The sequence below is a fragment of the Flavonifractor sp. HCP28S3_F3 genome (genome assembly GCF_052065355.1).
GTDB lineage: Bacteria > Bacillota > Clostridia > Oscillospirales > Oscillospiraceae > Flavonifractor.
Window position 1 is genome coordinate 100601 of sequence record NZ_JBQHUF010000008.1, and the last position, 25064, is coordinate 125664.

The 25064-nt window shown below is 62.4% G+C and carries 21 protein-coding genes; 13 read left to right on the top strand and 8 right to left on the bottom strand.

Annotated features, from left to right (window positions below; all coding sequences use genetic code 11):
• Positions 1-58 precede the first annotated feature (58 nt).
• The 4 genes from ACTNB1_RS09130 to ACTNB1_RS09145 all read right to left on the bottom strand — a co-directional run bounded on the left by ACTNB1_RS09130 (position 59) and on the right by ACTNB1_RS09145 (position 4122).
• Positions 59-718 carry a TIGR03936 family radical SAM-associated protein gene (locus ACTNB1_RS09130; protein ID WP_441168990.1) on the bottom strand — a complete coding sequence of 220 codons (660 nt, stop codon included), beginning with the start codon at positions 716-718 and terminating at the stop codon, positions 59-61.
• Complete coding sequence (locus ACTNB1_RS09135) at positions 711-2546, bottom strand: TIGR03960 family B12-binding radical SAM protein (protein ID WP_441168992.1); 1836 nt, start codon at positions 2544-2546, stop codon at positions 711-713. Before ACTNB1_RS09135 ends, ACTNB1_RS09130 begins: the two co-directional genes overlap by 8 nt.
• A 99-nt stretch (positions 2547-2645) precedes the next feature.
• Positions 2646-3770, bottom strand: coding sequence for an SLC13 family permease (locus ACTNB1_RS09140; RefSeq protein WP_441168993.1), 1125 nt, complete (start codon positions 3768-3770; stop codon positions 2646-2648).
• Between the two features lie 145 nt (positions 3771-3915).
• On the bottom strand, positions 3916-4122 hold the full coding sequence (locus tag ACTNB1_RS09145) for a DUF6514 family protein (RefSeq protein ID WP_441168995.1): 207 nt from the start codon (positions 4120-4122) through the stop codon (positions 3916-3918).
• Between the two features lie 287 nt (positions 4123-4409).
• Between ACTNB1_RS09145 and ACTNB1_RS09150 the strand changes: the two genes are divergently transcribed.
• The 4 genes from ACTNB1_RS09150 (at position 4410) to ACTNB1_RS09165 (ending at position 8483) form a co-directional block, all read left to right on the top strand.
• Positions 4410-5162 (top strand): helix-turn-helix domain-containing protein, encoded by a 753-nt coding sequence (locus ACTNB1_RS09150; protein ID WP_441168997.1) that lies wholly within the window; start codon positions 4410-4412, stop codon positions 5160-5162.
• A 159-nt stretch (positions 5163-5321) separates the two neighbouring features.
• Positions 5322-6998 (top strand): formate--tetrahydrofolate ligase, encoded by a 1677-nt coding sequence (locus ACTNB1_RS09155; RefSeq protein ID WP_441168999.1) that lies wholly within the window; start codon positions 5322-5324, stop codon positions 6996-6998.
• 16 nt (positions 6999-7014) lie between these two features.
• Positions 7015-7632 (top strand): cyclodeaminase/cyclohydrolase family protein, encoded by a 618-nt coding sequence (locus ACTNB1_RS09160; RefSeq protein ID WP_441169001.1) that lies wholly within the window; start codon positions 7015-7017, stop codon positions 7630-7632.
• Positions 7632-8483 carry a bifunctional 5,10-methylenetetrahydrofolate dehydrogenase/5,10-methenyltetrahydrofolate cyclohydrolase gene (locus tag ACTNB1_RS09165; RefSeq protein WP_441169003.1) on the top strand — a complete coding sequence of 284 codons (852 nt, stop codon included), beginning with the start codon at positions 7632-7634 and terminating at the stop codon, positions 8481-8483. The genes ACTNB1_RS09160 and ACTNB1_RS09165 overlap by 1 nt, the downstream gene beginning before the upstream one ends.
• 48 nt (positions 8484-8531) lie before the next feature.
• Here the strand turns inward: ACTNB1_RS09165 and ACTNB1_RS09170 are convergent, their stop codons facing one another.
• Positions 8532-9899 (bottom strand): DUF2812 domain-containing protein, encoded by a 1368-nt coding sequence (locus ACTNB1_RS09170; protein WP_441169005.1) that lies wholly within the window; start codon positions 9897-9899, stop codon positions 8532-8534.
• Positions 9896-10219 (bottom strand): PadR family transcriptional regulator, encoded by a 324-nt coding sequence (locus tag ACTNB1_RS09175; RefSeq protein WP_441169006.1) that lies wholly within the window; start codon positions 10217-10219, stop codon positions 9896-9898. The genes ACTNB1_RS09170 and ACTNB1_RS09175 overlap by 4 nt, the downstream gene beginning before the upstream one ends.
• A 165-nt stretch (positions 10220-10384) precedes the next feature.
• Between ACTNB1_RS09175 and ACTNB1_RS09180 the strand changes: the two genes are divergently transcribed.
• The 5 genes from ACTNB1_RS09180 to ACTNB1_RS09200 all read left to right on the top strand — a co-directional run bounded on the left by ACTNB1_RS09180 (position 10385) and on the right by ACTNB1_RS09200 (position 16980).
• A complete protein-coding gene (locus ACTNB1_RS09180) occupies positions 10385-11767 on the top strand; it encodes an MATE family efflux transporter (RefSeq protein ID WP_441169007.1) in 1383 nt (460 codons plus the stop codon).
• Positions 11764-12624, top strand: a complete 861-nt coding sequence (gene metF / locus ACTNB1_RS09185; RefSeq protein WP_441169009.1) for a methylenetetrahydrofolate reductase [NAD(P)H] — start codon at positions 11764-11766, stop codon at positions 12622-12624. Before ACTNB1_RS09180 ends, metF begins: the two co-directional genes overlap by 4 nt.
• Positions 12621-13274, top strand: coding sequence for a Vitamin B12 dependent methionine synthase activation subunit (locus ACTNB1_RS09190; RefSeq protein ID WP_441169011.1), 654 nt, complete (start codon positions 12621-12623; stop codon positions 13272-13274). The genes metF and ACTNB1_RS09190 overlap by 4 nt, the downstream gene beginning before the upstream one ends.
• 2 nt (positions 13275-13276) lie before the next feature.
• Positions 13277-15670, top strand: a complete 2394-nt coding sequence (locus tag ACTNB1_RS09195; RefSeq protein ID WP_441169013.1) for a homocysteine S-methyltransferase family protein — start codon at positions 13277-13279, stop codon at positions 15668-15670.
• Positions 15671-15786: 116 nt separating this feature from the next.
• On the top strand, positions 15787-16980 hold the full coding sequence (locus ACTNB1_RS09200) for a coenzyme F420-0:L-glutamate ligase (RefSeq protein ID WP_441169015.1): 1194 nt from the start codon (positions 15787-15789) through the stop codon (positions 16978-16980).
• Between the two features lie 45 nt (positions 16981-17025).
• Here ACTNB1_RS09200 and ACTNB1_RS09205 read toward each other — a convergent pair whose 3' ends face one another.
• Entirely contained in the window at positions 17026-18528 is a 1503-nt protein-coding gene (locus ACTNB1_RS09205; protein WP_441169016.1) for a glycosyltransferase family 39 protein, read from the bottom strand.
• A 69-nt stretch (positions 18529-18597) separates the two neighbouring features.
• Positions 18598-19968 (bottom strand): radical SAM protein, encoded by a 1371-nt coding sequence (locus ACTNB1_RS09210; RefSeq protein ID WP_441169017.1) that lies wholly within the window; start codon positions 19966-19968, stop codon positions 18598-18600.
• A 262-nt stretch (positions 19969-20230) separates the two neighbouring features.
• Between ACTNB1_RS09210 and ACTNB1_RS09215 the strand changes: the two genes are divergently transcribed.
• The 4 genes from ACTNB1_RS09215 (at position 20231) to ACTNB1_RS09230 (ending at position 24972) form a co-directional block, all read left to right on the top strand.
• Positions 20231-21580: a sigma-54 interaction domain-containing protein gene (locus ACTNB1_RS09215; RefSeq protein ID WP_441169018.1), complete on the top strand. Its 1350-nt coding sequence runs from the start codon at positions 20231-20233 to the stop codon at positions 21578-21580.
• A 286-nt stretch (positions 21581-21866) separates the two neighbouring features.
• A complete protein-coding gene (locus tag ACTNB1_RS09220) occupies positions 21867-23249 on the top strand; it encodes a CitMHS family transporter (RefSeq protein ID WP_441169020.1) in 1383 nt (460 codons plus the stop codon).
• Between the two features lie 49 nt (positions 23250-23298).
• A complete protein-coding gene (locus tag ACTNB1_RS09225; RefSeq protein WP_441169022.1) occupies positions 23299-24645 on the top strand; it encodes an acyclic terpene utilization AtuA family protein in 1347 nt (448 codons plus the stop codon).
• Between the two features lie 27 nt (positions 24646-24672).
• Positions 24673-24972, top strand: a complete 300-nt coding sequence (locus tag ACTNB1_RS09230; RefSeq protein ID WP_087342682.1) for an AtuA-related protein — start codon at positions 24673-24675, stop codon at positions 24970-24972.
• Positions 24973-25064 lie beyond the last annotated feature (92 nt).

Consider the following 25064-nt stretch of genomic DNA (forward strand, 5'->3'; position numbering starts at 1 on the left):
GATGGAATACAGCAAAAAAGGACACGGCGCACAGGCCGTGTCCTTTTTCATGTTTCCATTATTCCCAGTTCTGAAGGCGCTCGTCCAGCACTGAGCGCCGGTGGAAGCTGACATAGTCCGGGAAGGCGTCAGGGCAGTGCTGGCGGATGGCCGCCACCACCAGCTCCGGGTTCAGGCCCGGATTCTGGGCCTTCAGGATCAGGTCCAGGGTAATGGTGTCCCGCCGCTCCTCCACAGTGGCCTGGCGGATCAGGGGGATCAGGTCTACCTCCACCTTACCGCTCTTGGCCTTCTTGCTCCGCTTCTCCATCACCAGGGTCTCCCGGGCCAGCAGGTCCTGGATGGCAGACTCGGCGCCGAAGGGTGCGCCGGCCTCATACTCCATGGTGACGATGTAGTTTACATAGCTGAGCTCCTTCACCGGACGCACCGCCTCATAGCAGCGGTTGACGGTGATACCGGCGGGCAGGGCGGCGTTCATTTTGGCCGGCACCTGGTCCAGAGGGGTGTCCAGCACCTGGCACTCCAGCACCTCGCACCCGCTGGAAAAGCCCACGGACAGGGGCAGAGGGATGGAGACGAAGGCGTGGGGATTAAAGCCCTCAGTATGCTTGATGGCGATGCCCGCCCGGAGGAAGGACCGCTGGAAGGTACGCATCAGGTCCAGGTGGGAGATAAATTTGGCGGTGTCCGCCTTGGAAAAGGCCAGTCTATGCATCGCATTTCCCTCCCGGACAGAATCGATTGGCTCCGCAGCCGGAGCACTTGGCCCGGCAGTCGGGGGTGATGACCGCCGCATAGGCCTGCTCCCGCTCCCGCCACAGGAAGGAACGGGTCACGCCCACAGAGGTCACGTCCCAGGGGAAGAGCTCGTCCTTCTCCCGGGTGCGGTTGGCGTAGAAGGCGGGGTCCACGCCGCAGGCCTGGAAAGCCTCCATCCAGCGGTCGAAGTCGAAACCCTCGCTCCAGGCGTCGAACTTGGCGCCGTGGCGCCAGGCATACTCGATGACCTCGGCCACCTTCCGGTCGCCCCGGGCGAAGACCGCCTCCAGGAAGCTGGTCTGAGAGTCATGCCAGTTATATTTGATGGAACGGCCCCGCATGTGCTCCCGCAGCAGCTTCACCCGCCGCAGGTACTCCTCCATGGAGATCTGGGGCTCCCACTGGAAGGCGGTGTGGGGCTTGGGCACGAACCAGGCGGTGGACACGGTGATGGTCACACCCCGCTTGGGGTTGGGGGTGACCTCCTTCCAGGTCTGGTACACCTTTTCCGCCAGGTCGGCGATGCCCAGCACATCCTCGTCGGTCTCGGTGGGCAGGCCCAGCATGAAGTACAGCTTCACGCTGCTCCAGCCGCCGGAGAAGGCGGTGCGGCAGGAGCGGAGCAGGTCCTCCTCGGTGACGTTCTTGTTGATGGCGTCCCGCAGGCGCTGGGTACCCGCCTCGGGCGCGAAGGTCAGGCCGGACTTGCGGACATGCTGCACCCGCTCCATCAGGCCCAGGGAGAAGTTGTCCGCCCGCAGGGAGGGCAGGGACAGGGAGACCTTGTTGGGCTCACACCACTCCAGCAGGCCGTCGCACAGGTGCTCCAGAGGACGGTAGTCGCTGGTGGACAGAGAGGACATGGTCATCTCCTGATAGCCGGAGTCCTTGCAGGCCTCGATACCCTGCTGAATGAGGATCTCCGGGTCACGGGCGCGCACGGGCCGGTAGGCGTATCCCGCCTGGCAGAACCGGCAGCCCCGGATGCAGCCCCGGAACAGCTCCAGCATCACCCGGTCGTGGACAATCTCGGTGGAGGGCACGATGGTCTTCACCGGGAAATAGCTGTGGTCAAAGTCCTGCACGATCCGCTTGGTCACCACCGCCGGAGCCCCCTCCGTGGGGGTCACCGACTCCAGGGTGCCGTCGCTCTTGTAGGACACCTGATACAGGGAGGGCACATAGACGCCGCCGATCTGAGCGGCGGCCACCAGGAACTCCTCCTTGCTCCAGTACTCGTCCCGGGCCTTGCGGTAGAGGTGGATGATCTCCTGGCTGACCTCCTCACCCTCACCCAGCACGAACAGGTCCACAAAGGGCGCCAGAGGCTCGGGGTTATAGGCGCAGGTGCCGCCGGCCACCACGATGGGAGACAGGCCGTAGCGCTCCTCACTGCGCAGGGGCAGCCCTGCCAGGTCCAGCATGTTGAGCACATTGCTGTAGGCCATCTCATAGCCCAGGGAGAAGCCGATCAGGTCAAAATCAGCGATGGAATCCCCGCTCTCCAGGCCGTACAGGGGGATGCCCTCCCGGCGCATCTCCTCCTCCATGTCCAGCCAGGGGGCGAACACCCGCTCGCACCACACGCCGTCCATTTCATTCATCACGCCGTAGAGGATCCGCATGCCCAAATTGGACATGCCGATTTCATAAGTATCAGGGAAGCACAGCGCGTAGCGCACATCCACGCTGCGGCGGTCCTTCACCACTGCGTTGTATTCTCCCCCGGTATAGCGGGCGGGCTTCTGCACCCGCGGGAGGATATGTTCCAGTGTACGATTCATGCCGAACCCTCTCTATGATCCTTCAATAATTGCCTAAAAAATAGAGCATGTTATTATACTATACATAACCCTCCGGTGCAAGGGAAATTTCTCCCTTCCTCAGCCGGGAAGCAGGAAAGCCGTCAGACAGAGCACCGCCAGGCCCACCACATTGGCAGCGGTGAACACCAGCAAATAGCGGCCCGGCCGGGCGCCGGGAGACTTCAGATAGCTTTTTAGGGAAATGAGGCTGGCCAGGGAGGCGATGGGGGTACCCAGGCCGCCAATATTGGTGCCCATCAGCAAACCCCGCCAGTCGGCGGTAAAGCCGGAGAGGAGCACCGCCGCCGGCACATTGCTGATGACCTGACTGGCCAGGCCGGCGGTGAGGGCGGTGCGGCCCTCCATCAGGGCAGCGATGGCGTCGTGGATAGGCGGACAGGCTCCCACATTGCCGGCAAACAGGAAAAAGCAGAAGAATGTGGCCAGCAGGCCGTAGTCCACCCTGCGGAACAGAGGCCGGTCAAAAATCACCATGGCGCTGAGAACGATGGCCAGCAGTGCGGGATAGGGCAGCACCCGGAACACCGACAGCAGGCACAGCAGGAACAGCCCCGCCATCAGACCCAGCTTGCCCCGGGACTGAATGTGGGCCTGCTCGGCGAAAGCCACCCGGATGCCCTCCGGCTTGACGCACAGGGCGGCGATGACCAGTCCCACCAGGCTCACCAGAGACAGCGGAAGGGTCACGGAGAAAAACTGACCGGCGGTCAGCTCATAGTTGGCATATAAGTACAGGTTCTGGGGGTTGCCCACAGGGGTGGCCATGCTGCCCAGGTTGGCGGCGATGGTCTGGAGCACCACAATATAAATCAGACGCTCCGTCCGCCCAATGAGGCCCAGCACCAGAATGGCAAAGGGCACAAAGGTGATCAGCGCCACGTCGTTGGTCACCAGCATGGACACAAAGAAGGGCAGCAGCACCAGCACCAGAGTCACGAACCGCATCCGCCGCTCCCCTGCCAGCAGCCGCTGGGCCAGCACGGCGAACACGCCGCACTCCTGGAGACCGGCCACCACAGACATCAGACAGAACAGCAGGGAGAGCACCCGCCAGTCGATGTAGTTGAGATAGGCCGCCGAAGGTGGATTGAGGGCCACCGAAATCAGGGCGCATACCGCCGCGATGCAGAGCACCGGCTCCTTTTTCCAAAAGCGCAGTACGCCGCCTTCTCTCTTTTCCATCCCGATCCCCTCTTCCGGACATGACGAAAAAGCCACCCTGGCGGGTGGCTTTTCCTTCTTCTCATTCAGCCGATTGCCTTATTTCAGATTTTAATGGATTCCCGTGCCGCGGTCAAGGGGTGACGGCGGCTTTTTTCGCTCCCCCTCAAGAGCGCCGGAAATCTTCCACCACGTCGGCCAGATGCACCGGCGAAAGCCCCGCGCTGTTGCAGCACTCAGCCAGACGGTTCACTTCCTGGAAATCAGTCGAGATGCGGCTCACACACACGCCGCCCCGGCTCCGGATGCCGTACATCTGGGGCCGGGTGGTCTCGTCCAGAAAGACCCGATACATCACGCGGTTGTTTTTCATTGCTCCTCTCTCCTCATTTCATGGTATTTCTTCTTTCGTGGGTCATCGACTTGATTCGACCGGATCCGAGAAGGCCGCATGCTATAATACCGCAAACGCCCTTACCGTTGTCCGATCTGCGCATGATTCGCTATCTCCTCCCTCATTTCCTACATGTTGTGGTCTTCCCTTTCCACATATTCTGTATAGTGTATCTCGCGCAGATTGTCAACGGCCGGCGCCCATTTGAATCGCTTCTCCGGAATTTTTACCACATCCGGTTTTTGCCGGAGAACAGGAGGGGTACTATGTCCCTGATGGTGGAAAAGCTGGCCTATCTGAAAAAGCAATGCCGATTGACCACGGAGCAGACCGCTCAGCTCTCCAATATCCCGGTTGGCACGCTGAACAAGATCTTCTCCGGCCAAACCAAGCACCCGGCGGCGGAACATATGGACCGGATCTCCCAGGTGTTCCGGGTGTCCGTCCACTACCTGCTGGACGATGAGCTGCCCACTGAGTGCTGCTTCAACGCCTATACAGAGGACGGTCTGTTCTCACTGTCCGCGGAGGAGGCGCGTTTCGTCACCCAATACCGCCGTTTGGACACCGGGGCCAAGCACGCCCTGTCCGCCATGGCCTCCCTGCTGCGGGTGCCCGCAGGTCTGCTGGCCGGCACCGTCCCCGTCAGGCGCACCTTCTGCTACGCCTCCCCAGCACCAGAGGGCGTCTCACGACCAGTCCGAACCATCCTCCTGCCTGAGACCGATCCCGCTGTCCGGCAGGCTGACTTCACCGTGCTGCTGCGGGACGGCTGCATGGAACCCATTTATCCTTCCGGCTCCGTCCTGCTCTGCCGCCGCGGCCCCATTGGCAAAGAGGATTACGGTTTGTATCAGCTCAACCAGGAGCTGCTCCTGCGCCGCTCGGTCCGCCGCCGGGGCGTCACCCGCCTGGTGGCGCCCAGCCTGGAATACAAGGACATCATCGTGGCGGAAACTGACTTCCTGGAATGCCTCGGCGTGATTACCGGCCTGGTATGCGGTTATCGCTGGGGCTAAGTCCGGTTGACAAGGAAAACAAAGGATGATACCATACCATTAGAAACACTGCGGGCGGCCGCCTGCGGTCATACGGGAAACTTTTGGAAATGGAGGGGAGATGACGGTACAAGCCGGCATCTCCCCTGTCTTTTTCGCGCTATGGGGAGGAGTGTCATCATGGAAGTCAAGTCTGATATTGAGATCGCACAGGCCTGTGAAATGAAGCACATCAGGGACATCGCGGCGGTAGCCGGGGTGGACGAGGATTATCTGGAGTACTACGGCAAGTACAAGGCCAAGATCGACCTGAAGCTGCTGGCCGACCGGGCAGACAAACCCGATGGCAAGCTGATCCTGGTCACCGCCATCAACCCCACCCCCGCCGGCGAGGGCAAGACCACCACCACGGTGGGTCTGGCCGACGGCATGCGGCGGCTGGGCAAGAACACGGTGGTTGCCCTGCGGGAGCCCTCCCTGGGCCCCGTGTTCGGCGTCAAGGGCGGCGCGGCCGGCGGCGGCTACGCCCAGGTGGTGCCCATGGAGGACATCAACCTCCACTTCACCGGCGACTTCCACGCCATCGGGGCGGCCAACAACCTGCTGGCCGCTATGCTGGACAACCACATCCAGCAGGGCAATGAGCTGGATATCGACGTCAAACACATCACCTGGAAGCGCTGCGTGGACATGAACGACCGGCAGCTGCGCAATATCGTGTGCGGCCTGGGCGGCCGGATGCAGGGCGTGCCCCGGGAGGACGGCTTCGACATCACCGTGGCCTCCGAGATCATGGCGGTGCTCTGTCTGGCCACCAGCCTGTCCGACCTGAAGGCCCGGCTGGGCCGGATGGTGGTGGCCTACACCCGCGGCGGCGCTCCCATCACCGCCCACGACCTGAAGGCCGAGGGCGCCATGGCCGCCCTGCTGAAGGATGCCATCAAGCCCAACCTGGTCCAGACCCTGGAGGGCACTCCCGCCTTCATCCACGGCGGCCCCTTCGCCAATATTGCCCACGGCTGTAACTCCGTCATGGCCACCCGAGTGGCCCTCAAGATGGGAGACTATGTGATCACCGAGGCGGGCTTCGGCGCCGACCTGGGCGCGGAGAAGTTCCTGGACATCAAGTGCCGGCTGGCCGACCTCCACCCCGCGGCGGTGGTGCTGGTGGCCACCGTCCGTGCCCTGAAGCACCACGGCGGCTGCCCCAAGACCGAGCTGGGCAAGGAGCACCTGGACGCCCTGGAAAAGGGCTTGCCCAACCTGCTGCGCCACGTGGAGAACATCACCAACGTCTACGGTCTGCCCTGTGTGGTGGCCATCAACCGCTTCCCCACCGACACCGAGGCCGAGCTGAAGCTGGTGGAGGACAAGTGTAAGGAGCTGGGGGTCAACGTGGCACTCAGCGAAGTGTGGGCCAAGGGCGGCGAGGGCGGCATGGCCCTGGCCGAGGAGGTCATCCGCCTGTGCGAGCAGCCCAACCAGTTCCTCTTCGCCTATGAGCTGGACCAGAGCATCGAGGCCAAGCTGGCCGACATCGTGAAGAAGGTCTACCACGGGGACGGCGTGGTCCTCACCCCCGCCGCCAAGAAGCAGGCGGCGGAGCTCACCGCTCTGGGCTTCGGCGGTCTGCCCATCTGCATGGCCAAGACCCAGTATTCCTTCTCCGATGACCAGACCCTGCTGGGCGCTCCCGACGGCTTCACCGTCACGGTGCGCAACATCAAGGTGTCCGCCGGAGCCGGGTTCCTGGTGGCCCTCACCGGCGATATCATGACCATGCCCGGTCTGCCCAAGGTACCTGCCGCCGAGAAGGTGGATGTGGACGAGAACGGCAAGATCTCCGGACTGTTTTAAAGGGAGGTGCCCGCTGATGAACACCGCTGAACAGACTTGTCAGGGCTTCCTGGACGCCCTGGCCTCCAAGGCGCCTGTCCCTGGCGGCGGCGGCGCCTCCGCCCTGGTGGGCGCCCTGGGCGCCGCCCTGTGTACCATGGTGGGCAATTACACCGTGGGTAAGAAAAAATACGCCGACGTGGAGGAGGACGTGAAGGCCCTCATGGCCAAAGCCGAGGACATCCGCGCCCGGCTGCTGGCTCTGGTGGACGCCGACGCGGAGGCCTTTGAGCCGCTGTCCAAAGCCTACGCCATCCCCAAGGACGACCCCAGCCGGGAGGCTGTTATGGAGAAGTGCCTCCAGGACGCCGCCGCCACCCCCATGGCTATCCTGCGGCTGAGCTGCGAGGCCATTGACCTCCACCGTGAGATGCTGGACAAGGGCAGCGTCATTATGCTCTCCGACGTAGGCACCGGGGTGATCTTCTGCCAGAGCACCCTGTACGGCGCCGCCCTCAACGTGCGGGTGAACACCAAGAGCATGGCTGACCGGGCCTTTGCCCAGGCCATGGACGCGGAAGTGGACGCCCTGGTGGAAAAATACAGCGTCATTGCCCGGCAGGTATATGACGCGGTGATGGGGAGGTTTGTGTGATGGCGGAACTTTGGAAAGGCGCCCCTGTGGCCGCCGCCCTCACCGAGCGGCTGATCCCCCGGGCCCAGGCCCTTGCGGAAAAGGGCGTGACCCCCACCCTGGCCATCGTCCGGGTGGGCGAGCGGCCGGAGGACCTGTCCTACGAGCGGGGCGCCCTGAAGCGGTGCGAAAAGGTGGGCATCGCCGTACGGCAGTTCCTGCTCACCTCTGAGGCCACCCAGACCGATCTGATGGAGGTCATCGAGGAGATCAACCGGGATGATTCCATCCACGGCTGTCTCATGTTCCGTCCCCTGCCCAAGCACATGGATGAACAGGCGGCCTGCGCCGCCCTCTCCCCCGCCAAGGATGTGGACGGCATCACCGCCGGGTCCCTGGCGGCGGTATTCTCCGGCAGCGGCGCGGGCTATCCCCCCTGCACCGCTCAGGCCTGTCTGGAGATCCTGGACCACTACGGCTATGAGCTGAAGGGCAAGCGGGCGGTGGTGGTGGGCCGCAGCCTGGTCATCGGCAAGCCGGTATCTATGCTGCTGCTGGGCCGTCACGCCACCGTCACCATCTGCCACACCCGCACCGCCGATCTGGCCGCCGAGTGCCGCCGGGCGGAGGTGCTGGTGGCCGCGGCAGGCAAGGCGGGAGCGGTATCCGCCCAGTGCCTGGCTCCCGGCCAGGTGGTGCTGGATGTGGGCATCAACGTGGACGAAAACGGCAATCTGGTGGGCGATGTGGACTTTGCCGCGGCGGAGACTACGGTGGATGCCATCACCCCTGTCCCCGGCGGCGTGGGCGCGGTGACCACTTCGGTGCTGGCCCGCCACGTCATCGAGGCGGCGGAAAAAGCCATCGGATAAACGCATACAAAAACGCGGACGGCTTCCAGCCGTCCGCGTTTTTCGTTGTCATGGCGCCAGCTTTTCTGCCGCCAGGGTCATCTGTGTCTGGGTCAGTTCAAAGTCAGGCTCCAGCTCCACGATCCGTCCCGGCCAGCACACCAGATACGTGGTGGATGCCCGCTCGCCCCTCACCCACAGCTGATACGCCTGCTCCGCCCCCCAGGGAGCGGGGTCTGCAGCCTTGTAGGTGTAGAGGCGCACCTCCTCCCCGTCCTCTGTCTCCGCTGTCCAGTCGTCCCGGTCGTGGAGCAGCTCCTCCACGCACCAGTCGTACAGGAGGGGCAGGTGGACGTCCACAATGGTGTAATCCAAGGTGGCAAACCGCTCTCCCGGCTGGAGCTGGTCGTAGAAGATGTGCTGATAGAAGTTCCGCTCGGTAATCAAAAAGGTGGAATCCGCCTGCCGCCGGGTGATATAGCGGTCATCCTCCACTCCGGTCAGCTCCTCCACCGACAGGGGCGGGTCGATCAGTTCCTCCATGGAGGAGATCCGCCCGGTGGTGATGCCCCAGAGCAGCCCGCCCATGATGCCTCCCATCAGGACGAAAGCCAGCACCACATCCACCGTGAGGGTAACGCCCCGGTTGAGGGCCCGGGAGGCTTTCCGTGCCTTGAGGAAGTTTTTTACCCCGTTGACCACCACGAACAGCAGGGCGTAGCACGCCAGCATGAGGATCAGTACCAGCCGGAAGCCGGGCTTCCGGTCGGCAATGAGAAGATAGGCAAGGGACAGCACCGTCACCACCAGCATAGCCAGCAGCAGCTTATGGCACCCCTTTGTGGGCACGAACTCCCCCAGGGGCGCGGCCTTTTTGGCCTTATGCCGCCAGGTGAAGTAGCGGAACAGATCGACGGCGCACCACAGAAAGAGCATCAGCCAGATGGCCCCGGTAGCCAGGTTGTAGGCGCTGGACAGCAGGTCAATGGGCCGGTGGGTCAGGGACCACAGCCAGGAGCCCCCCATGCAGAACCCAATGACCAGCAGGATAAACTGGAAGGGCAGCACCCGCTTCATCATTTTCCCGATCCGTTCCAGCTCCAATGAGGGCTCGGTGTCGATGGGTACCGGATCTGGGTCCTCATTGTAAAAGACCTGCATCTGTCCGGAGGTGGCCGCCAGCTTCCAGCCGGACTGGAGGCAGAAGTCGTGGAACTCCTGCTGCTCCTCGGTGGGCTCCGGGTCAAACTGGGAGGCCCGCAGATAATAGGTAACGGTAAAATGGAGCTGTTTGGGCTCGATCCGCCGATAGTACCAGCCCAGGTTGCTCATCCGCTCCAGCAGCCAGCCCTGAGCTGCCCGCTTTTCCAGGTGGCGCTCCATAGTGGTGCGGTCATAGTAGGAAAAGGGAATAAAATCCCACTTGCGGTCCTTCATGGCTGCTCCTCCTCCCCAAATACAGCCCGGTAGTCCCAGGCCTGGGCACAGATGCGGCGGTATTCCCCCGACAGAGCCTCTTTTCCCTTGTCGGTAAGCACGTAGCTCCGGCGGCGTCCCTCCGCTCTGGTCTCCCGGATCATCCCCGCCTCCGCGAACTGCTCCAGCAGGTTATACAGAGTGCCCGATCCCACCCGCACCCGGCCCCCTGTCATGGCCGGGATACGCTCCATGATATCCATGCCGCAGCACTCCTTGCTGAGGCAGAGCAGGATATAATACATCTGCTCGGTTAGGGTCTGGAATTTTGGCCGGGGCATGTTTCTCACCTCTATTCTCGAATATCGACATTCCCTATTTGCATTGTATTCTCGAATATCGACATTGTCAAGGATTTCTTTTTTTCTTGCACCTGTCCGGACAGGATGGTATGATAAAGGGTATTCTTCTTTTGGATAAAAAACGACAAGGAGCGGGTGTGGTTCATGGCAGAAGCAGACCAGAATTTGCTGACAGTGGGCAGCGTACCCAGGAAAATGCTGACCTTTGCTCTGCCTATCTTCCTGAGCAACCTGTTCCAGCAGCTGTACAACGCGGTGGATTCCCTGATCGTGGGCAAGTTCATCGGGCAGCAGGCCCTGGCGGCCGTCAGCTCCTCCGGCAGCTTGATTTTATTGCTGGTGGGCTTTATCAACGGCCTGTCCATGGGCGCAGGCGTGCTTATCGCCCGGTTTTACGGTGCTCAGGATGACGACCATGTGGAGCGGGCGGTCCACACCACGGTGGCTCTGGGCATCACCGCCGGAGCAGTTCTGACAGTGGTCGGGGTCATTCTTACCCCACAGATCCTGCGATGGATCGGCACACCCGCCGACGTGATCCAGAACTCCATTCTCTATTTCCGCATTTATTTTCTGGGCTCCAGCGCGGTGGTGCTGTACAACATGTCCGCCAGCATCCTCCAGTCGGTGGGCGACAGCCGCAGCCCCATGAAGTACCTCATTCTGGCCTCCGTCACCAATGTGGTACTGGACCTGCTCTTCGTGGCGGTGTTCCACCTGGGCGTGGGCAGCGCCGCCCTGGCTACCATCCTCAGCCAGATCCTCTGCGCCAGCCTGGCCCTGGGCCGGCTCACCCGCACCGACCGGAGCTATCGCATCCGCTGGCGGCGGGTACGGTTCGAGGGCGTCATGCTGCGGCAGGTAGTCACCCTGGGCATCCCCTCGGGGGTACAGAACTCGGTGGTCTCCCTGGCCAACGTCATCGTCCAGGCCAATATCAACGCCTTCGGATCCTCCGCCATGGCGGGCTGCGGGGCATACAGCAAGATCGAGGGCTTCGCCTTCCTCCCTGTCACCTGCTTCGCCCTGGCCCTGTCCACCTTCGTCAGTCAGAACATCGGCGCCCAGCGTTACGACCGGGTGCGGGCGGGCATGAAGTTCGGCCTGCTGTGCAGTCCCATTCTGGCTGAGTGCATCGGCGTGGCTATCTTCTTCCTGTCGCCGGTGCTGGTGGGTGCCTTCAACAGCGACCCGGCCGTCATTTCCTTCGGGGTCAATTACGCCCACACTGTGTCGCTGTTCTACTGTCTGCTGTCCTTCTCTCACTGCTGCGCCGGTATCATGCGGGGCATGGGCAGACCTATCGTGCCCATGACCATCATGCTCTCCGTGTGGTGCGCCCTGCGCATCACCTACATCACCCTGACGGTCCGGGTCATCCCGTCCATCCAGGTGGTCTACTGGGCCTACCCTCTGACCTGGGCCATCAGCTCGATCCTGTTCGTTTTTTGTCTCAGCAAACTGCGCTTTCCCCCTATGCTCTCTGAGGAGAAGGGCGCCCATCAAGCAAGGAGTGTTTCCCCATGAAAATCATCGACAAGCTCAATCAGGACAAGGTCACCCTGTCCTTTGAGGTATTTCCTCCCAAGACCAGCGACACCTACGAGTCCGTGGCCAGAGCCACCCAGGAGATCGCCGCCCTGCGGCCCGATTTCATGAGCGTCACCTACGGCGCGGGGGGCGGCACCAGCGACTACACCGTAGGCATCGCCGCCGGCATCCAGGACCAGTACGGCGTGGACGTGCTGGCCCACCTGACCTGTGCCTCCTCCACCAAGGAGCATGTGGCAAAGGTACTGGAGCAGCTGAAGGCCAGAGGCATCCAGAACGTGCTGGCTCTCCGGGGAGACATTCCGGAGGGCGGCGCCCCCGCCCACGACTACCATTACGCCGCTGAGCTGGTGCGCGACATCAAGGCCCAGGGGGACTTCTGCGTGGGCGGCGCCTGCTACCCGGAGGGACACCCGGAATCTCCCACCAAAAACATCGACATCGACCACCTGAAAGCCAAGGTGGAGGCTGGCTGCCAGTTCCTCACCACCCAGATGTTCTTTGACAACAACATTCTCTACAACTTCCTCTACCGCATCCGGGAGAAGGGCATCACCGTGCCGGTGGTGGCGGGCATCATGCCGGTGACCAACGGCAAGCAGATCGCCCGCATCTGCAAGCTGTCCGGCACCTACCTGCCCGAGCGGTTCAAGGCCATTGTGGACAAGTTCGGGGACAATCCCCCTGCCATGCGGCAGGCCGGCGTGGCCTACGCCACCGATCAGATCATCGATCTGATCGCCAACGGGGTGAACCACATCCACATCTATTCCATGAACAAGCCCGAGATCGCCGCCGGCATTCAGGCCAGCCTGTCGGAGATTTTGAAATGAACGTGACTGCCCCCTACGAGGAGGTGTGCCGCTACCTGGGCTACAAAAAGGGCGTCAGGCCGGAGCCCGAGGCGGACGCCCTCATCCGCGCCTGCACCGCACGGGTGGAGCAGGCGGCCCAGCCCCGGACGGTGAGTACCGTCCTCCCCCTCACCTTTCATGATGGAAATGAGATGGAGCTGGGGCCTATCCGGGTAAAAAGCGCCGCCCTCCACCGGAACCTGCTGGGCTGTGAGGAGGTCATCCTCTTCGCCGCCACGCTGGGGCTGGAGGTAGACCGGCTCATTGCTCGGGCCGGAGCCGGCCGGGTGGCCGAAGGGGCCATCTATCAGGCGGCGGGAGCCGCCCTCATTGAAGAGGTATGCGACCGGGCCAACGACGTCCTCCGGACCGAGAGCGAAGGGGAAGGGTGGTATCTGCGGCCCCGGTTCAGCCCGGGCTACGGGGACTTCCCCATCGCCTGCCAGCCAGAGATCGCCCGGCTGCTCCGCACCCCGGAGCGCATCGGCCTGACGGTGACCGACAGCATGCTGCTGGTCCCCGTCAAGTCGGTGACGGCGGTCATCGGCCGCTCCCGTCAGGCCATCGCCTGCCACCGGCAGGGCTGTGAGGCCTGCGGCAAAACAGACTGCGCATTCAGGAGAGAGTAAGCATGAATTTAAGAGAAAAATTGGGGCGGGAACGCCTGTTTTTTGACGGAGGCACCGGCACCCTGCTCCAGGCTCAGGGCCTGAAGGGCGGGGAGCTGCCCGAGACCTGGAACCTGCTCCACCCGGAGCGGATCGCCGCCCTCCACCGGGCCTATCTGGAGGCGGGCAGCGACATCGTCTGCACCAACACCTTTGGAGCCAACGCTTTAAAGTTCCCGGCAGGCGGACAGTTCGACCTGGAGGCCATTGTAAAGGCCGGCGTGGAGATCGCCCGCTCCGCCCGGGCGGAGGTTGGCCGGGAGTCCGACGCATACATCGCTCTGGACATGGGTCCTACAGGCAAGCTGCTCAAGCCCATGGGGGAGCTGGACTTTGAGGATGCGGTGGCCCTCTACGCCCAGGTGGTGCGCATCGGCGCTGCCGCCGGGGCCGACCTGGTGATCATCGAGACCATGAGCGACAGCTACGAGGCCAAGGCCGCCGTGCTGGCCGCCAAGGAGAACTGCGACCTGCCGGTGATCGTCACCACGGTGTACGGGGAGAACGGCAAGCTGCTCACCGGCGGCACCGTGGCCTCTACCGTGGCCCTGCTGGAGGGTCTGGGGGTGGACGCCCTGGGCGTCAACTGCGGCATGGGCCCCGCCCAGATGGAGCCCATCGTGAAAGAGCTGGCCGCCTGCGCCTCCCTGCCCATCGTGGTCAACCCCAACGCCGGTCTGCCCCGCACCGAGGGAGGCCGGACGGTGTTCGACGTGGGGCCGGAGGAGTTTGCCTCCGTGATGGAGACCCTGTCCGCCTACGGCGTCCACCTGATGGGCGGCTGCTGCGGCACTACCCCCGACCACATCCGTGCCCTGACCGCCCGCTGCCGGAACCTGCCCTTCACCCAGCCGGTGAAGAAGGAGCGCACGGTGGTGTCCTCCTACTCCCGGGCGGTGGAGATCGGCAGGAACCCGGTGCTCATCGGGGAGCGGATCAACCCCACCGGCAAGAAGCGGTTCAAGCAGGCCCTGCGGGAGCACGACATTGAGTATCTGCTCAACGAGGGCTTTGCCCAGGAGGAGGCGGGCGCCCACATTCTGGACGTGAACGTGGGCCTGCCGGAGATCGACGAGCCCGCCCTCCTCACCGAGGCAGTGTGCGCCATCCAGGCGGTCATCCCCCTGCCCCTCCAGCTGGACACCTCCGACCCCGTAGCCATGGAGCGGGCCATGCGCCGCTACAACGGCAAGCCCATGCTCAACTCGGTGAGCGGCAAGGCGGAGAGCATGGAGGCGGTGTTCCCCCTGGTGAAAAAGTACGGCGGCGTGGTGGTGGGCCTCACCCTGGACGAGGGCGGCATCCCCGACACCGCCGACGGCCGGGTGGCTATCGCCAAAAAGATCCGGGACACCGCCGCTCAGTACGGCATCCCCGCCCACGATATCGTCATCGATCCGCTGACCCTCACCGTGTCCTCCCAGGCCGACGCCGCCCTGGTGACCCTGGAGGCCCTGGGCCGCATCGGACCGGAGGTGGGCTGCCCCACCATCCTGGGTGTATCCAACGTGTCCTTCGGCCTACCTCAGCGGGAACTGGTAAACAGTGCCTTCTTCACCATGGCCCTGCAGAAGGGGCTGAGCTGCGCCATTCTCAACCCCCTGTCCGCCGGGATGATGGCGGCTTACCGCTCTTACCGGGCCCTCACCGGGCTGGACGGGCAGTGCGGGGACTATATCGCCGCCTACGGCGGGCAGGCCGCCGCACCTGCCGCACCGGCTGCCGCCGGGCCTGCCGCTCCCCTGGACGAGTGCGTCATCCGGGGTCTGAAGGAGGGCGCGGCGGAGGCCGCCAAGGCCGCTCTGGAGCGCGGCGCCGCCCCCCTGGAGCTGGTGGACCAGCTGCTGATCCCCGCCCTGGACCAGGTGGGCCAGGGGTTTGAAAAGGGCACCCTCTATCTGCCCCAGCTGCTGATGAGCGCCGAGGCCGCCAAGGCCGCCTTTGAGGTGGTGAAGGCCGCCATGGCCGGTCAGCCCCAGGAGAAGCGGGGCACCGTGGTGCTGGCCACGGTGAAGGGGGACATCCACGACATCGGCAAGAACATCGTCAAGGTGCTGCTGGAAAACTACGGCTTCCAGGTGGACGACCTGGGCCGGGACGTGGCTCCCGAGGCCATCGCGGCGGCCGCCGCTCAGCCGGAGGTAAAGCTGGTTGGTCTCAGCGCCCTGATGACTACCACGGTGGTACACATGGAGGAGACCATCGCCCTGCTCCGGCAGCAGGCGCCCCAGGTCCAGGTGGTGGTTGGCGGCGCGGTGCTGACGGCGGAGTACGCCAAGCGGATCGGCGCCCACTGCTACGCCAAGGACGCCATGGCCACCGTCCACTTTGCCCAGCAGGTCTATCCCCAGGCATAAGTGAGAAAAACCGCTGATTTTGTAATTTTTGTTTTACAAGCCGATCTTTTTCATGTATAATATTTGCGCCGCGTGAAATTCCGCGGCTAATCCAAACATATTAGGAGTGTTGATTTATGAGCCGGATGGTCGGTACCGTATCCATGGGAATCCGGGCTCCCATTATCCGTGAAGGCGACAACCTGGTGGACATCGTCACCGGGTCTGTGCTGGAAGCCGTAAAAGACGGCGCGATCACCGTCCGCGATCGGGACGTGGTGGCCATGACCGAGGCTATCGTGGCCCGGGCCCAGGGCAACTACGCCACCGTGGACGACATCGCCGCCGATGTGAAAGCCAAGCTGGGCGGCGAGACCATTGGCGTCATCTTCCCCATTCTCAGCCGCAACCGCTTCGCCATCTGCCTGCGTGGCATCGCCAAGGGCGCCAAGAAGATCGTCCTCATGCTGTCCTATCCCTCCGACGAGGTGGGCAATCACCTCATCGACGAGGACGTGATGGACGAGAAGGGCGTGGATCCCTACAAGGATGTGCTCTCCCTGGAGCGCTATCGTGAGCTGTTCGGCTACACCACCCACCCCTTCACCGGCGTGGACTATGTGGACTACTACTCCAACCTGATCCGGGAGTGCGGCGCCGAGGTGGAGGTCATCTTCGCCAACGATCCCCGGGCCATCCTGTCCTACACCAAGAACGTGCTGAACTGCGACATCCACACCCGCGCCCGCACCAAGCGCCGCCTGGTGGCTGCCGGCGCCGAGAAGGTGTTCGGCCTGGACGAGATCATGACCGCCTCCATCAACGGCAGCGGCTACAATGAGAACTACGGCCTGCTGGGCTCCAACAAGTCCACCGAGGACAAGGTGAAGCTGTTCCCCCGCCCCTGCCAGGACCTGGTGGAGGCTATCCAGGCCAAGCTGCTGGCCGAAACCGGCAAGCATGTGGAGGTCATGGTGTACGGCGACGGCGCCTTCAAGGACCCCGTGGGCAAGATCTGGGAGCTGGCCGACCCGGTGGTCTCCCCCGCCTACACCGCCGGTCTGGAGGGCACCCCCAACGAGCTGAAGCTGAAGTACCTGGCGGACAATGACTTTGCCGCCCTGTCCGGCGAGGCTCTGCGGGACGCCATCAAGAACGAGATCAAGAAGAAGGACGGCTCTCTGGTGGGCAAGATGGCCTCTCAGGGCACTACCCCCCGCCGCCTCACCGACCTGATCGGGTCTCTGTGCGACCTGACCTCCGGCTCCGGCGACAAGGGTACTCCTATCGTCTACATCCAGGGCTATTTCGACAACTACACCACCGAATAAGCACATAGAAAAACGGTCCCCCTTCCTGCGGAGGGGGACCGTTTTTTATGCTCTTTTTGCTTTCCTGGAACGCAGCAGCTCATACAGCCAGTCGAACCCGGCGGCAGCCAGGACGATCAGCAGCACGGTCATGGTGCTGCGGTAACGGATCTGGATCTCAATAAACAGGTGGGCACAGAAGTACGCCAGGGCGGTCAGCATCAGCAGGCGCTGGGTTTCCGGCAGGGGCTTCCGCCGACGCAGGACGGACAGGGCGCCCCCTGCGTTTGCCAAGCCCATGGCGATATAACACCCGGCTCCCAGCCGCTGCAGCTTGTCCACAAGGTAAACCACCAGTTCCTTCAGGCCCCGCTGCTCCAGTTCCTCCAGGTAGCGGGGAGTCAGAATCCAGGAGGCGTCCTCAAAGCCGCCCCACATGATGCGGATCTTCTGCACCATCAGCTTCAGCAGGTCAGGCAGGGAGATGGACAGCCGTTCCTTCGCCAGCGCCTCCAATACCTGACGCTGATCCACCCCTGCCCCGAATACCGCCGCCGCATCGGTGTCGCTGTACCGGCCCATGGTCTCCTGATTGAGCCCCAGGATGAATTTCCACTCCGGAGCACGGTTGGTCAGCCCGTACTGGTTCAATCCCGTCCAGATCACCAGACCGGACAGCAGCTTTCCGCACAGGAAATAGGCCGCCAGAAAGCACAGCCCGGGGAGCAGCCGCGCCCACAGGGCATGGCTTCTGTCTCCCAGCCACTCCAGGACCCGGAGCACCAGGCAGGCACACATGGCCATGGCTGCCACCACTCCCATGGGCCGCACCGCATTGCTGAGGGCCAGCAGCACACCTCCCGCGCCGCCCAGCCACAGCTGTACGCTCCATTTCCTGGCCGGAGCGGTACAAACCCAGAGGGCCGCCAGCAGGAGGAATTCCGACAGGTGCTGGTTGGTCAGCAGCGGGATCAGAAAATAGGTGCCCGGATAGAACAGAAACAGCAGCGCCGACACTCGGGCCGCCCGCTCGGAGGCAAAGCGCTTTGCCAGACCGTAGACCAGAAGATTGGTCAGGGCGGAAAAGAGGGTGTTGGTCAGCCGGAAGATCACCGGCAACGGGCCGAACAGCTTGATGACGCCGGCCAGCAGGGCCACGAAGAAGCTCTGATAGGGCCACAGCTGGAAATAGGATGTGTCGTTCAAAATATTGTTCCCCTGGGCCAGCTGCTCCGCCGCGTAGTGGAGCAGGTAGAAGTCGCTCTCCAGCTGTGGGGTGACTGTCAAAGCCACCGCACCTTTGAGGACCAGCGCGGCAGCGAAAAGAAGCATCAGAAAGATCCGGGTACCCGGCCGCTCTTTGGGCAGAAACAGCGCGCCGGCCAGCATGCACAGCGCGGGCACCGCCGCATAGAGCAGGAAAAATCCTCTGGGATTGGTGTTGGCCAGTAAGACGTATGCGGATGCCGCGGCGATCATCAGTCCCACGGCAGCAAAGGCAAGCAGGATCAGCCCTTTTGCCGCAGAGGGAAGGAGGGTCCGTTCCCGGGACCGCACGGTGGTCTGCATGTTCATCCTCCTCTCCTGCCCGATTAGCAAACAAGGCCGCCTATAGGCGGCCTTGTTTGTACATTTCAGTTACTTTCCCGCGCAGGCGGTGCAGCCGCCGCAGCCGGGGTGGGACTCATTCCACAGCTTCTCAGCGGTGGGGGTCCAGTTGTCGGCGTAGGGGTGAGTCTTGGCAGTCAGATGCTCCACGCTCTCAGGAGACTGAGGATCGGTGGAGTGGGCGCCGGTCTCATGTACCATCTTTTCAATGAACTCAGGATTCTCCAGCATGGGGCAGGGCCGCAGCATGTTCTCGTTGAAGGGCTGGTTGTTGTGATAGGCCATAAACATGGGGGACTGCAGGCACTCCAGCAGGGTCTTCTCCCGGATGTTGGAGTCGGAGTAGTGGATGAACACGCAGGGGTCCACATCGCCGTTGGCGTTGATGTGGAGGTAGCGCCGGCCGCCAGCGATACAGCCGCCCACGTACTCGGCGTCGTTCTGGAAGTCCATGGCGAAGATGCCCTTGGTCTGGCGCATGGCACGGATGCGGTGGTAGATCTCCTCACGCTGCTCGGGAGTAGGCATCAGCTCGGGGGCGGCGTCGTTGCCCACGGGCATGTAGTGGAAGAACCAGATGAAGTAGGCGCCCAGATCCATGATCTTGTCGTAGAACTCTTCACTGGTGATATCCTTGTAGTTGACGCTGGTGTAGCAGGTGGAGATGCCGAAGGGCAGCTTGTGGCTCTTCAGCAGGGCCATGGCGTCGGTGACCTTCTTGTAGATGCCCTGGCCGCGGCGGGAGTCGTTGGCCTCCTCGAAGCCCTCCAGGCTGATGGCGGGGATGAAGTTGCCCACCCGCAGCAGATCCTGGCAGAACTCCTCGTCAATGAGGGTGGCGTTGGTGAAGGACAGGAAGGCCACATCGTTGTGCTTCTCACACAGGGCGATCAGGTCCTTCTTGCGCACCAGAGGCTCGCCGCCGGTGTAGATGTACATGTAGATACCCAGTTCCTTGCCCTGGGTGATGATGGAGTCGATCTCATCAAAGGTCAGATTCAGCTTGTTGCCGTACTCCGCCGCCCAGCAGCCGGTGCAGTGCAGGTTGCAGGCAGAGGTGGGATCCAGCAGAATGGCCCAGGGAATGTTGCAGCCGTACTTCTTGCGGCACTCCTCCTGCTTGGGCCAGCCCACCAGGTTGGCGTTGACGAAGAAGTTGTTGAACACGGTCTTCAGCACGTCGGGATCGGTCTGGGTCCAAACCTTCTCGATCAGCTGATGCCAGCAGGAGTCCTCGTCGTTGATGACCCGGTCAAAGGCAGCCCGCTGAGGCGCCAGCGTGTCGCCGGCAAACTTGTTGACCAGATCCATGACCTTGCTCATGTTGTTCATGGGGTCTTTATCCAAATAATCAAACACTTTGGCCAGGCCATAGCGCTTCAAACTGTCAGGAATCTTCATAATGCTTCCCCTTTCATGATAAAATGACATCTTTCAGATTTGTCAATATGATACCGCCCTTTCCCGGAAAGGAAAATAGACAAATCCCCCTTCCTGTCCAAACTCTAGACAAAAACGGCAGTTTGCTTAAATTCTACGCAGAACGTTCCATAATCTTTCTGTAATTTTAACAATTTCAAGATGTGATTTTTAATATCATTTCCTTTTTTCTTGCCTTTCTTTCCCAGTCACGTTACAATGACCTCGAAAAGGGGGAGGCACCATGGAGCTTAACGCAGACGCCCGGGCTGCACTTGACGCTATGCGGGAAGGTATCACCATCATTGATACCAACGGCCACATCGTCTTCGGCAACCGGGCTTACCGGGAGTTTTTAAATAAGGAAGCCGGAGGCGACATCGGCCCCATTGAGGGCTACCGGCTGCGGGATCTGCGGCCAGGGGCCCGGCTGCCCGACGTGCTGGAGGCGGGCAAGCCCATCCTTCACCTGACCCGTCAGGAGATCAAGGACTTTTACTTTGTTAATATGTATCCCATCTATCAGGATGGGGCGCTCATCGGCGGACTGTCGGTGGTCACCTTCCTGGAGGACGCCTATCAGACCAAGGAGGAGCTGGAGGCCATAGAAGCCCGCAGCCGCCAGGTGCTCCGCCGCATCAACAAGGCCAACGGCGCCCGGTACACCTTTGATGACATCACTGCCGTCAGCCCGGCCACCGTTCAGGTAAAGGAGTTGGCTCAGAAAGTAGCGGCCACCGACGCCGCCGTACTGCTGGAGAGCGAGAGCGGCACCGGCAAGGAGCTGTACGCCCAGGCCATCCACAACGCCAGTTCCCGTCGGGACGGGGTCTTTGTGGCCATCAACTGCGCCAGCTTCAACGCCAACATGCTGGAGTCGGAGCTGTTCGGCTATGTGGAGGGGGCCTTCACCGGCGCCAAACGCGGCGGCAAGATGGGCCTGTTTGAGGCCGCCGCCGGCGGCACCCTCTTCCTGGATGAGATCTCCGAGATGGACCTGGGCCTCCAGGCCAAGCTGCTGCGGGCTCTTCAGGAACGCCGCATCCGCCCGGTGGGGGGCGTGAAGGAGATCGATGTGGACGTGCGGGTCATCGCCGCCTGCAATGCCGACCTGCCTCAATACGTCCGGGAGGGCAAGTTCCGCAAGGACCTCTATTATCGCCTGAACACCTTCCCTCTCCACATCCCGCCCCTGCGGGAGCGGCGGGAGGATATCTCCCCCCTGGCCAATTCCATTCTCAACCAGCTCTCTCACAAGCTCCGCCGCCCTTTCTCCCTCACGGTGGAGGCCGCCCAGCGGCTGCGGGAGCACGACTGGCCCGGCAACGTGCGGGAGCTGCGCAATGTGCTGGAGTTCTCCGCCTACCTCACCCCCTCCGGCATCATCACCGCCGACTCCCTCCCCGGCGACCTGAGTCAGCCCAAGAGTGAGGACACCCAGGGCCTTACCCTGGCTCAGCGTACCCGCGCCTTTGAAAAGCAGGTCATCCAGGAGGCGCTGGCCCGCAACGGGTCCACCCTGGAGGGCAAAAAAAAGACCGCCAAGGAACTGGGGATCTCCCTGGCCAGCCTGTACAACAAGCTGGGCAACTGAATATTCCAAATTTTTAGAAATGACTTCTAAAATCTTAGAATGTGCTGTGTCTGAGTGCTTTGCGCACCGGGTCCAAATGTGACCCCTCCGTTTAGTTCTAAGATTTTAGAAGTTTTTCTTCTCCGTACTGTGCGGCCAGCAGGATAAAAACCGGGCGCGTTCCTTGGCTTCCAAGGGTTTGAGCATGATTTTTCCTCTTTTTCCAAACTTGGCACGCGGATTGTTTTATCATTGGGTGACAGGCGGTAAGGAGAGGCCGCCTGACAGAAAAAGAGGAGGTTTTGCAATGTCACCCTTAGCAATACTTGGATTTCTGACCGTCATCGTCATGCTGGTCCTCATCATGACAAAGAAAGCATCCCCCCTGGTGGCCCTTATCGTGGTACCTGTGGTCACCGGCATCATCGCCTGTTTCTTTATGGCCGTGGTTCCTGAGGACGCCCCTGAGGGAACCGCCGCCGTGGTAGACTTCGTAGCCAACTTCAAGTCCCTGGGCGGTATGATCACCGGCTCCAAGGGCATCGGCTCCGTGGCTGCCACCGGCGTCATGTTCATCTTCTCTATCCTGTTCTTCGGCATCCTCACCGACGCCGGCACCTTCCGTCCCATTATCAAAGGTATCCTGAACATGGTGGGCACCGACCCCGTCAAGATCGGCATCGGCACCGCCATCCTGGCCGCCATCGTCCACCTGGACGGCTCCGGCGCCGTTACCTTCCTGATCTGCGTGCCCGCCCTGCTGCCTCTGTATGACGCGCTGGGCATGCGCCGCACCACCCTGGCCACCATCGTGGCTCTCTCCGCCGGCACCATGAACATCCTGCCCTGGGGCGGCCCCACCATCCGGGCTGCCACCGCGCTGGGCATGGGCGATAACGCCGTGGCCTTCTTCATGCCCGTCCTGCCCGCCGTCATCGTGGGTCTGGTGTGCGTGCTGATCATCGCCGCCTTCCTGGGCGCCGGTGAGAAGAAGCGCATCGGCGCTGTGGCCCTCCAGGCTGTGGGCCACACCGAGCAGGAGCTCACCGACGAGCAGAAGGAGCTGCTGCGGCCCCACCTGTTCTGGGTGAACATCATCCTGATCATCGCCGCCATCGCTTCCCTGCTGTTCTCCGGCTTCGCCCCCGCTGTGGTCTTCATGGTGTTCTATGTGCTGGCCACCGTCATCAACTACCCCAAGGTGAAGGACTCCAAGGCCCGTGTGGACGCCCACGCCAAGGAAGCCCTGATGATGTGCTCCGTGCTCTTCGCCGCCGGCTGCTTTACCGGCATCATGCAGGGCACCGGCATGATCTCCGAGATGTCCAACGCCCTGGTAGCCATCATCCCCAATTCTCTGGGCAAGTTCTTCCCCATCATCGTGGGTATCATCGGTATGCCCGCCTCCCTGCTGTTTGACCCCGACTCCTTCTACTACGGCGTGCTGCCCGTCCTGGCTGAGACCGCTCAGGGCTTCGGCGTCACCGGTCTGGATGTGGGCCGCGCGGCCATCCTGGGCCAGATGACCGTGGGCTTCCCCGTCTCCCCCCTCACCGCCTCCACCTTCCTGCTGGTGGGTCTGGCCGGCGTGGACTTCGGCGAGCACCAGAAGAAGACCATCCCCCTGGCCTGGCTGGTTTCTCTGATCATGGTCGTGGTGGCCGTCATCACCGGCGGCATCGCCCTTTGATCCTGTTTTCTGATCCATTCATCTGTTTGTGCAGAAAGGAAGTCATTGTATGAAAAGCATCCGCATCGGCAGCGGCGCCGGCTACGCCGGCGACCGTCTGGAGCCCTCCCTGGAGCTTATTGAGAAGGGCAATCTGGATTATATCAGCTACGAGTGCCTGGCCGAGCGCACCATCGCCATCGGCCAGCAGGCCAAGCTGAAGGACCCCACCAAGGGCTATAACGGCCTTCTGGAGCACCGCATGGAGAAGGCTCTTCCCCTGTGCTGGGAGCACAAGGTGAAGCTCATCACCAACATGGGCTCCGCCAATCCCCAGGCTGCCGCCCAGAAGTGTGTGGAGATCGCCCGCAAGCACGGCCTGAAGGGTATGAAGATCGCCTGCGTCACCGGCGATGACCTGCTGCCCGTCATCGACAAGTACATGGACACCGAGGTGTGGGAGACCCACGAGCCTCTGTCCAAGCTCCCCGGCGAGATCGTCTCCGCCAACGCCTACATGGGCGTGGAGGGCATCCTGAAAGCCCTGGACATGGGCGCCGATGTGGTCATCACGGGCCGCGTGGCCGACCCCGCCATCTTCATGGCTCCCATGATCCATGAGTTCGGCTGGTCCCTGGAGGACTGGGACAAGCTGGGCAAGGGCACCATTATGGGCCACCTGCTGGAGTGCGGCGGCCAGGTCACCGGCGGCTACTTCGCCGAGCCCGGCAAGAAGGACGTGCCCGGCGTGGGCCACCTGGGCTTCCCCATCATTGAGGTGTCCGAGGACGGCTCCTTCTTCGTCACCAAGGTGCCCGAGGCCGGCGGCATGGTCACCGTGGAGACCTGCTCCGAGCAGATCTGCTACGAGATCCACGACCCCGAGAACTACCTGACTCCCGACGTGGTGGCCGACTGCAAGAACATCACCTTCACCGAGGTGGAGAAGGACAAGGTGGCGGTCACCGGCATCACCGGCAAGCCCAAGACCGAGACCTTCAAGTGCTCCATCGGCTACCGCGACTGCTTCATCGGCGACGGTGAGATCAGCTACGGCGGCCCCGGCTGTGTGGCCCGCGGCAAGCTGGCTCTGGATATCATCAAGGAGCGGCTGGAACTGGTGGCCCCCGGCGTGTTCGACGAGCTGAAGTTTGACCTGATCGGCTGCAACAGCCTGTACTGGAATCCCGACTTCAAGTACAACGAGGAGCCCAGCGAGGTGCGGGTCCGGGTGGCCGGCCGCGCCAAGACCAAGGCTGAGGCCGACATCATCGGCAACGAGGTGGAGGCCCTGTACACCAACGGTCCCGCCGGCGGCTGCGGCGCTGTCAAGCGCACCCGCGACATCGTCTCTGTGGCCTCCATCCTGGTGAGCCGCTACGACGTCAAGCCCGAAGCCGAGATCTTTGAAGTCTGATTCTGAGACAGAAAGGAAGCATTTGCTATGAAACTCTGGGACCTCGCGCACTCCCGTACCGGCGATAAGGGCAACATCTCCAACATCTCCCTCATCGCCTATGACCCCAAGGACTATGAGATGCTCAAGGAGAAGGTCACCGCCGAGCGTGTGAAGGAGCATTTCAAGGGCATGGTCAAGGGTGAGGTCGTTCGCTATGAGCTGCCCAACATCCACGCCCTCAACTTTGTGATGTACGCCGCTCTGGGCGGCGGCGTCACCCGCTCCCTGTCCGTGGATATGCACGGCAAGGGCCTGTCCTCCTACCTGCTGGACATGGAGATCTGAGTCTTTCCCAATTTCCCATAAACAGGCGGGGGGGGGCCCCCCACCCCGGGCCCCCCCCGGCCGGTTTATTAAATCCAATGAATAACAAGATA

What these genes read in the sequence shown, in the direction of transcription:
- ACTNB1_RS09130 (WP_441168990.1), bottom strand. Translation starts at nt 718, where the DNA reads ATGCATAGACTGGCCTTTTCCAAGGCGGACACCGCCAAATTTATCTCC.
- ACTNB1_RS09135 (WP_441168992.1), bottom strand. Translation starts at nt 2,546, where the DNA reads ATGAATCGTACACTGGAACATATCCTCCCGCGGGTGCAGAAGCCCGCC.
- ACTNB1_RS09140 (WP_441168993.1), bottom strand. Translation starts at nt 3,770, where the DNA reads ATGGAAAAGAGAGAAGGCGGCGTACTGCGCTTTTGGAAAAAGGAGCCG.
- ACTNB1_RS09145 (WP_441168995.1), bottom strand. Translation starts at nt 4,122, where the DNA reads ATGAAAAACAACCGCGTGATGTATCGGGTCTTTCTGGACGAGACCACC.
- ACTNB1_RS09150 (WP_441168997.1), top strand. Translation starts at nt 4,410, where the DNA reads ATGTCCCTGATGGTGGAAAAGCTGGCCTATCTGAAAAAGCAATGCCGA.
- ACTNB1_RS09155 (WP_441168999.1), top strand. Translation starts at nt 5,322, where the DNA reads ATGGAAGTCAAGTCTGATATTGAGATCGCACAGGCCTGTGAAATGAAG.
- ACTNB1_RS09160 (WP_441169001.1), top strand. Translation starts at nt 7,015, where the DNA reads ATGAACACCGCTGAACAGACTTGTCAGGGCTTCCTGGACGCCCTGGCC.
- ACTNB1_RS09165 (WP_441169003.1), top strand. Translation starts at nt 7,632, where the DNA reads ATGGCGGAACTTTGGAAAGGCGCCCCTGTGGCCGCCGCCCTCACCGAG.
- ACTNB1_RS09170 (WP_441169005.1), bottom strand. Translation starts at nt 9,899, where the DNA reads ATGAAGGACCGCAAGTGGGATTTTATTCCCTTTTCCTACTATGACCGC.
- ACTNB1_RS09175 (WP_441169006.1), bottom strand. Translation starts at nt 10,219, where the DNA reads ATGCCCCGGCCAAAATTCCAGACCCTAACCGAGCAGATGTATTATATC.
- ACTNB1_RS09180 (WP_441169007.1), top strand. Translation starts at nt 10,385, where the DNA reads ATGGCAGAAGCAGACCAGAATTTGCTGACAGTGGGCAGCGTACCCAGG.
- metF (WP_441169009.1), top strand. Translation starts at nt 11,764, where the DNA reads ATGAAAATCATCGACAAGCTCAATCAGGACAAGGTCACCCTGTCCTTT.
- ACTNB1_RS09190 (WP_441169011.1), top strand. Translation starts at nt 12,621, where the DNA reads ATGAACGTGACTGCCCCCTACGAGGAGGTGTGCCGCTACCTGGGCTAC.
- ACTNB1_RS09195 (WP_441169013.1), top strand. Translation starts at nt 13,277, where the DNA reads ATGAATTTAAGAGAAAAATTGGGGCGGGAACGCCTGTTTTTTGACGGA.
- ACTNB1_RS09200 (WP_441169015.1), top strand. Translation starts at nt 15,787, where the DNA reads ATGAGCCGGATGGTCGGTACCGTATCCATGGGAATCCGGGCTCCCATT.
- ACTNB1_RS09205 (WP_441169016.1), bottom strand. Translation starts at nt 18,528, where the DNA reads ATGCAGACCACCGTGCGGTCCCGGGAACGGACCCTCCTTCCCTCTGCG.
- ACTNB1_RS09210 (WP_441169017.1), bottom strand. Translation starts at nt 19,968, where the DNA reads ATGAAGATTCCTGACAGTTTGAAGCGCTATGGCCTGGCCAAAGTGTTT.
- ACTNB1_RS09215 (WP_441169018.1), top strand. Translation starts at nt 20,231, where the DNA reads ATGGAGCTTAACGCAGACGCCCGGGCTGCACTTGACGCTATGCGGGAA.
- ACTNB1_RS09220 (WP_441169020.1), top strand. Translation starts at nt 21,867, where the DNA reads ATGTCACCCTTAGCAATACTTGGATTTCTGACCGTCATCGTCATGCTG.
- ACTNB1_RS09225 (WP_441169022.1), top strand. Translation starts at nt 23,299, where the DNA reads ATGAAAAGCATCCGCATCGGCAGCGGCGCCGGCTACGCCGGCGACCGT.
- ACTNB1_RS09230 (WP_087342682.1), top strand. Translation starts at nt 24,673, where the DNA reads ATGAAACTCTGGGACCTCGCGCACTCCCGTACCGGCGATAAGGGCAAC.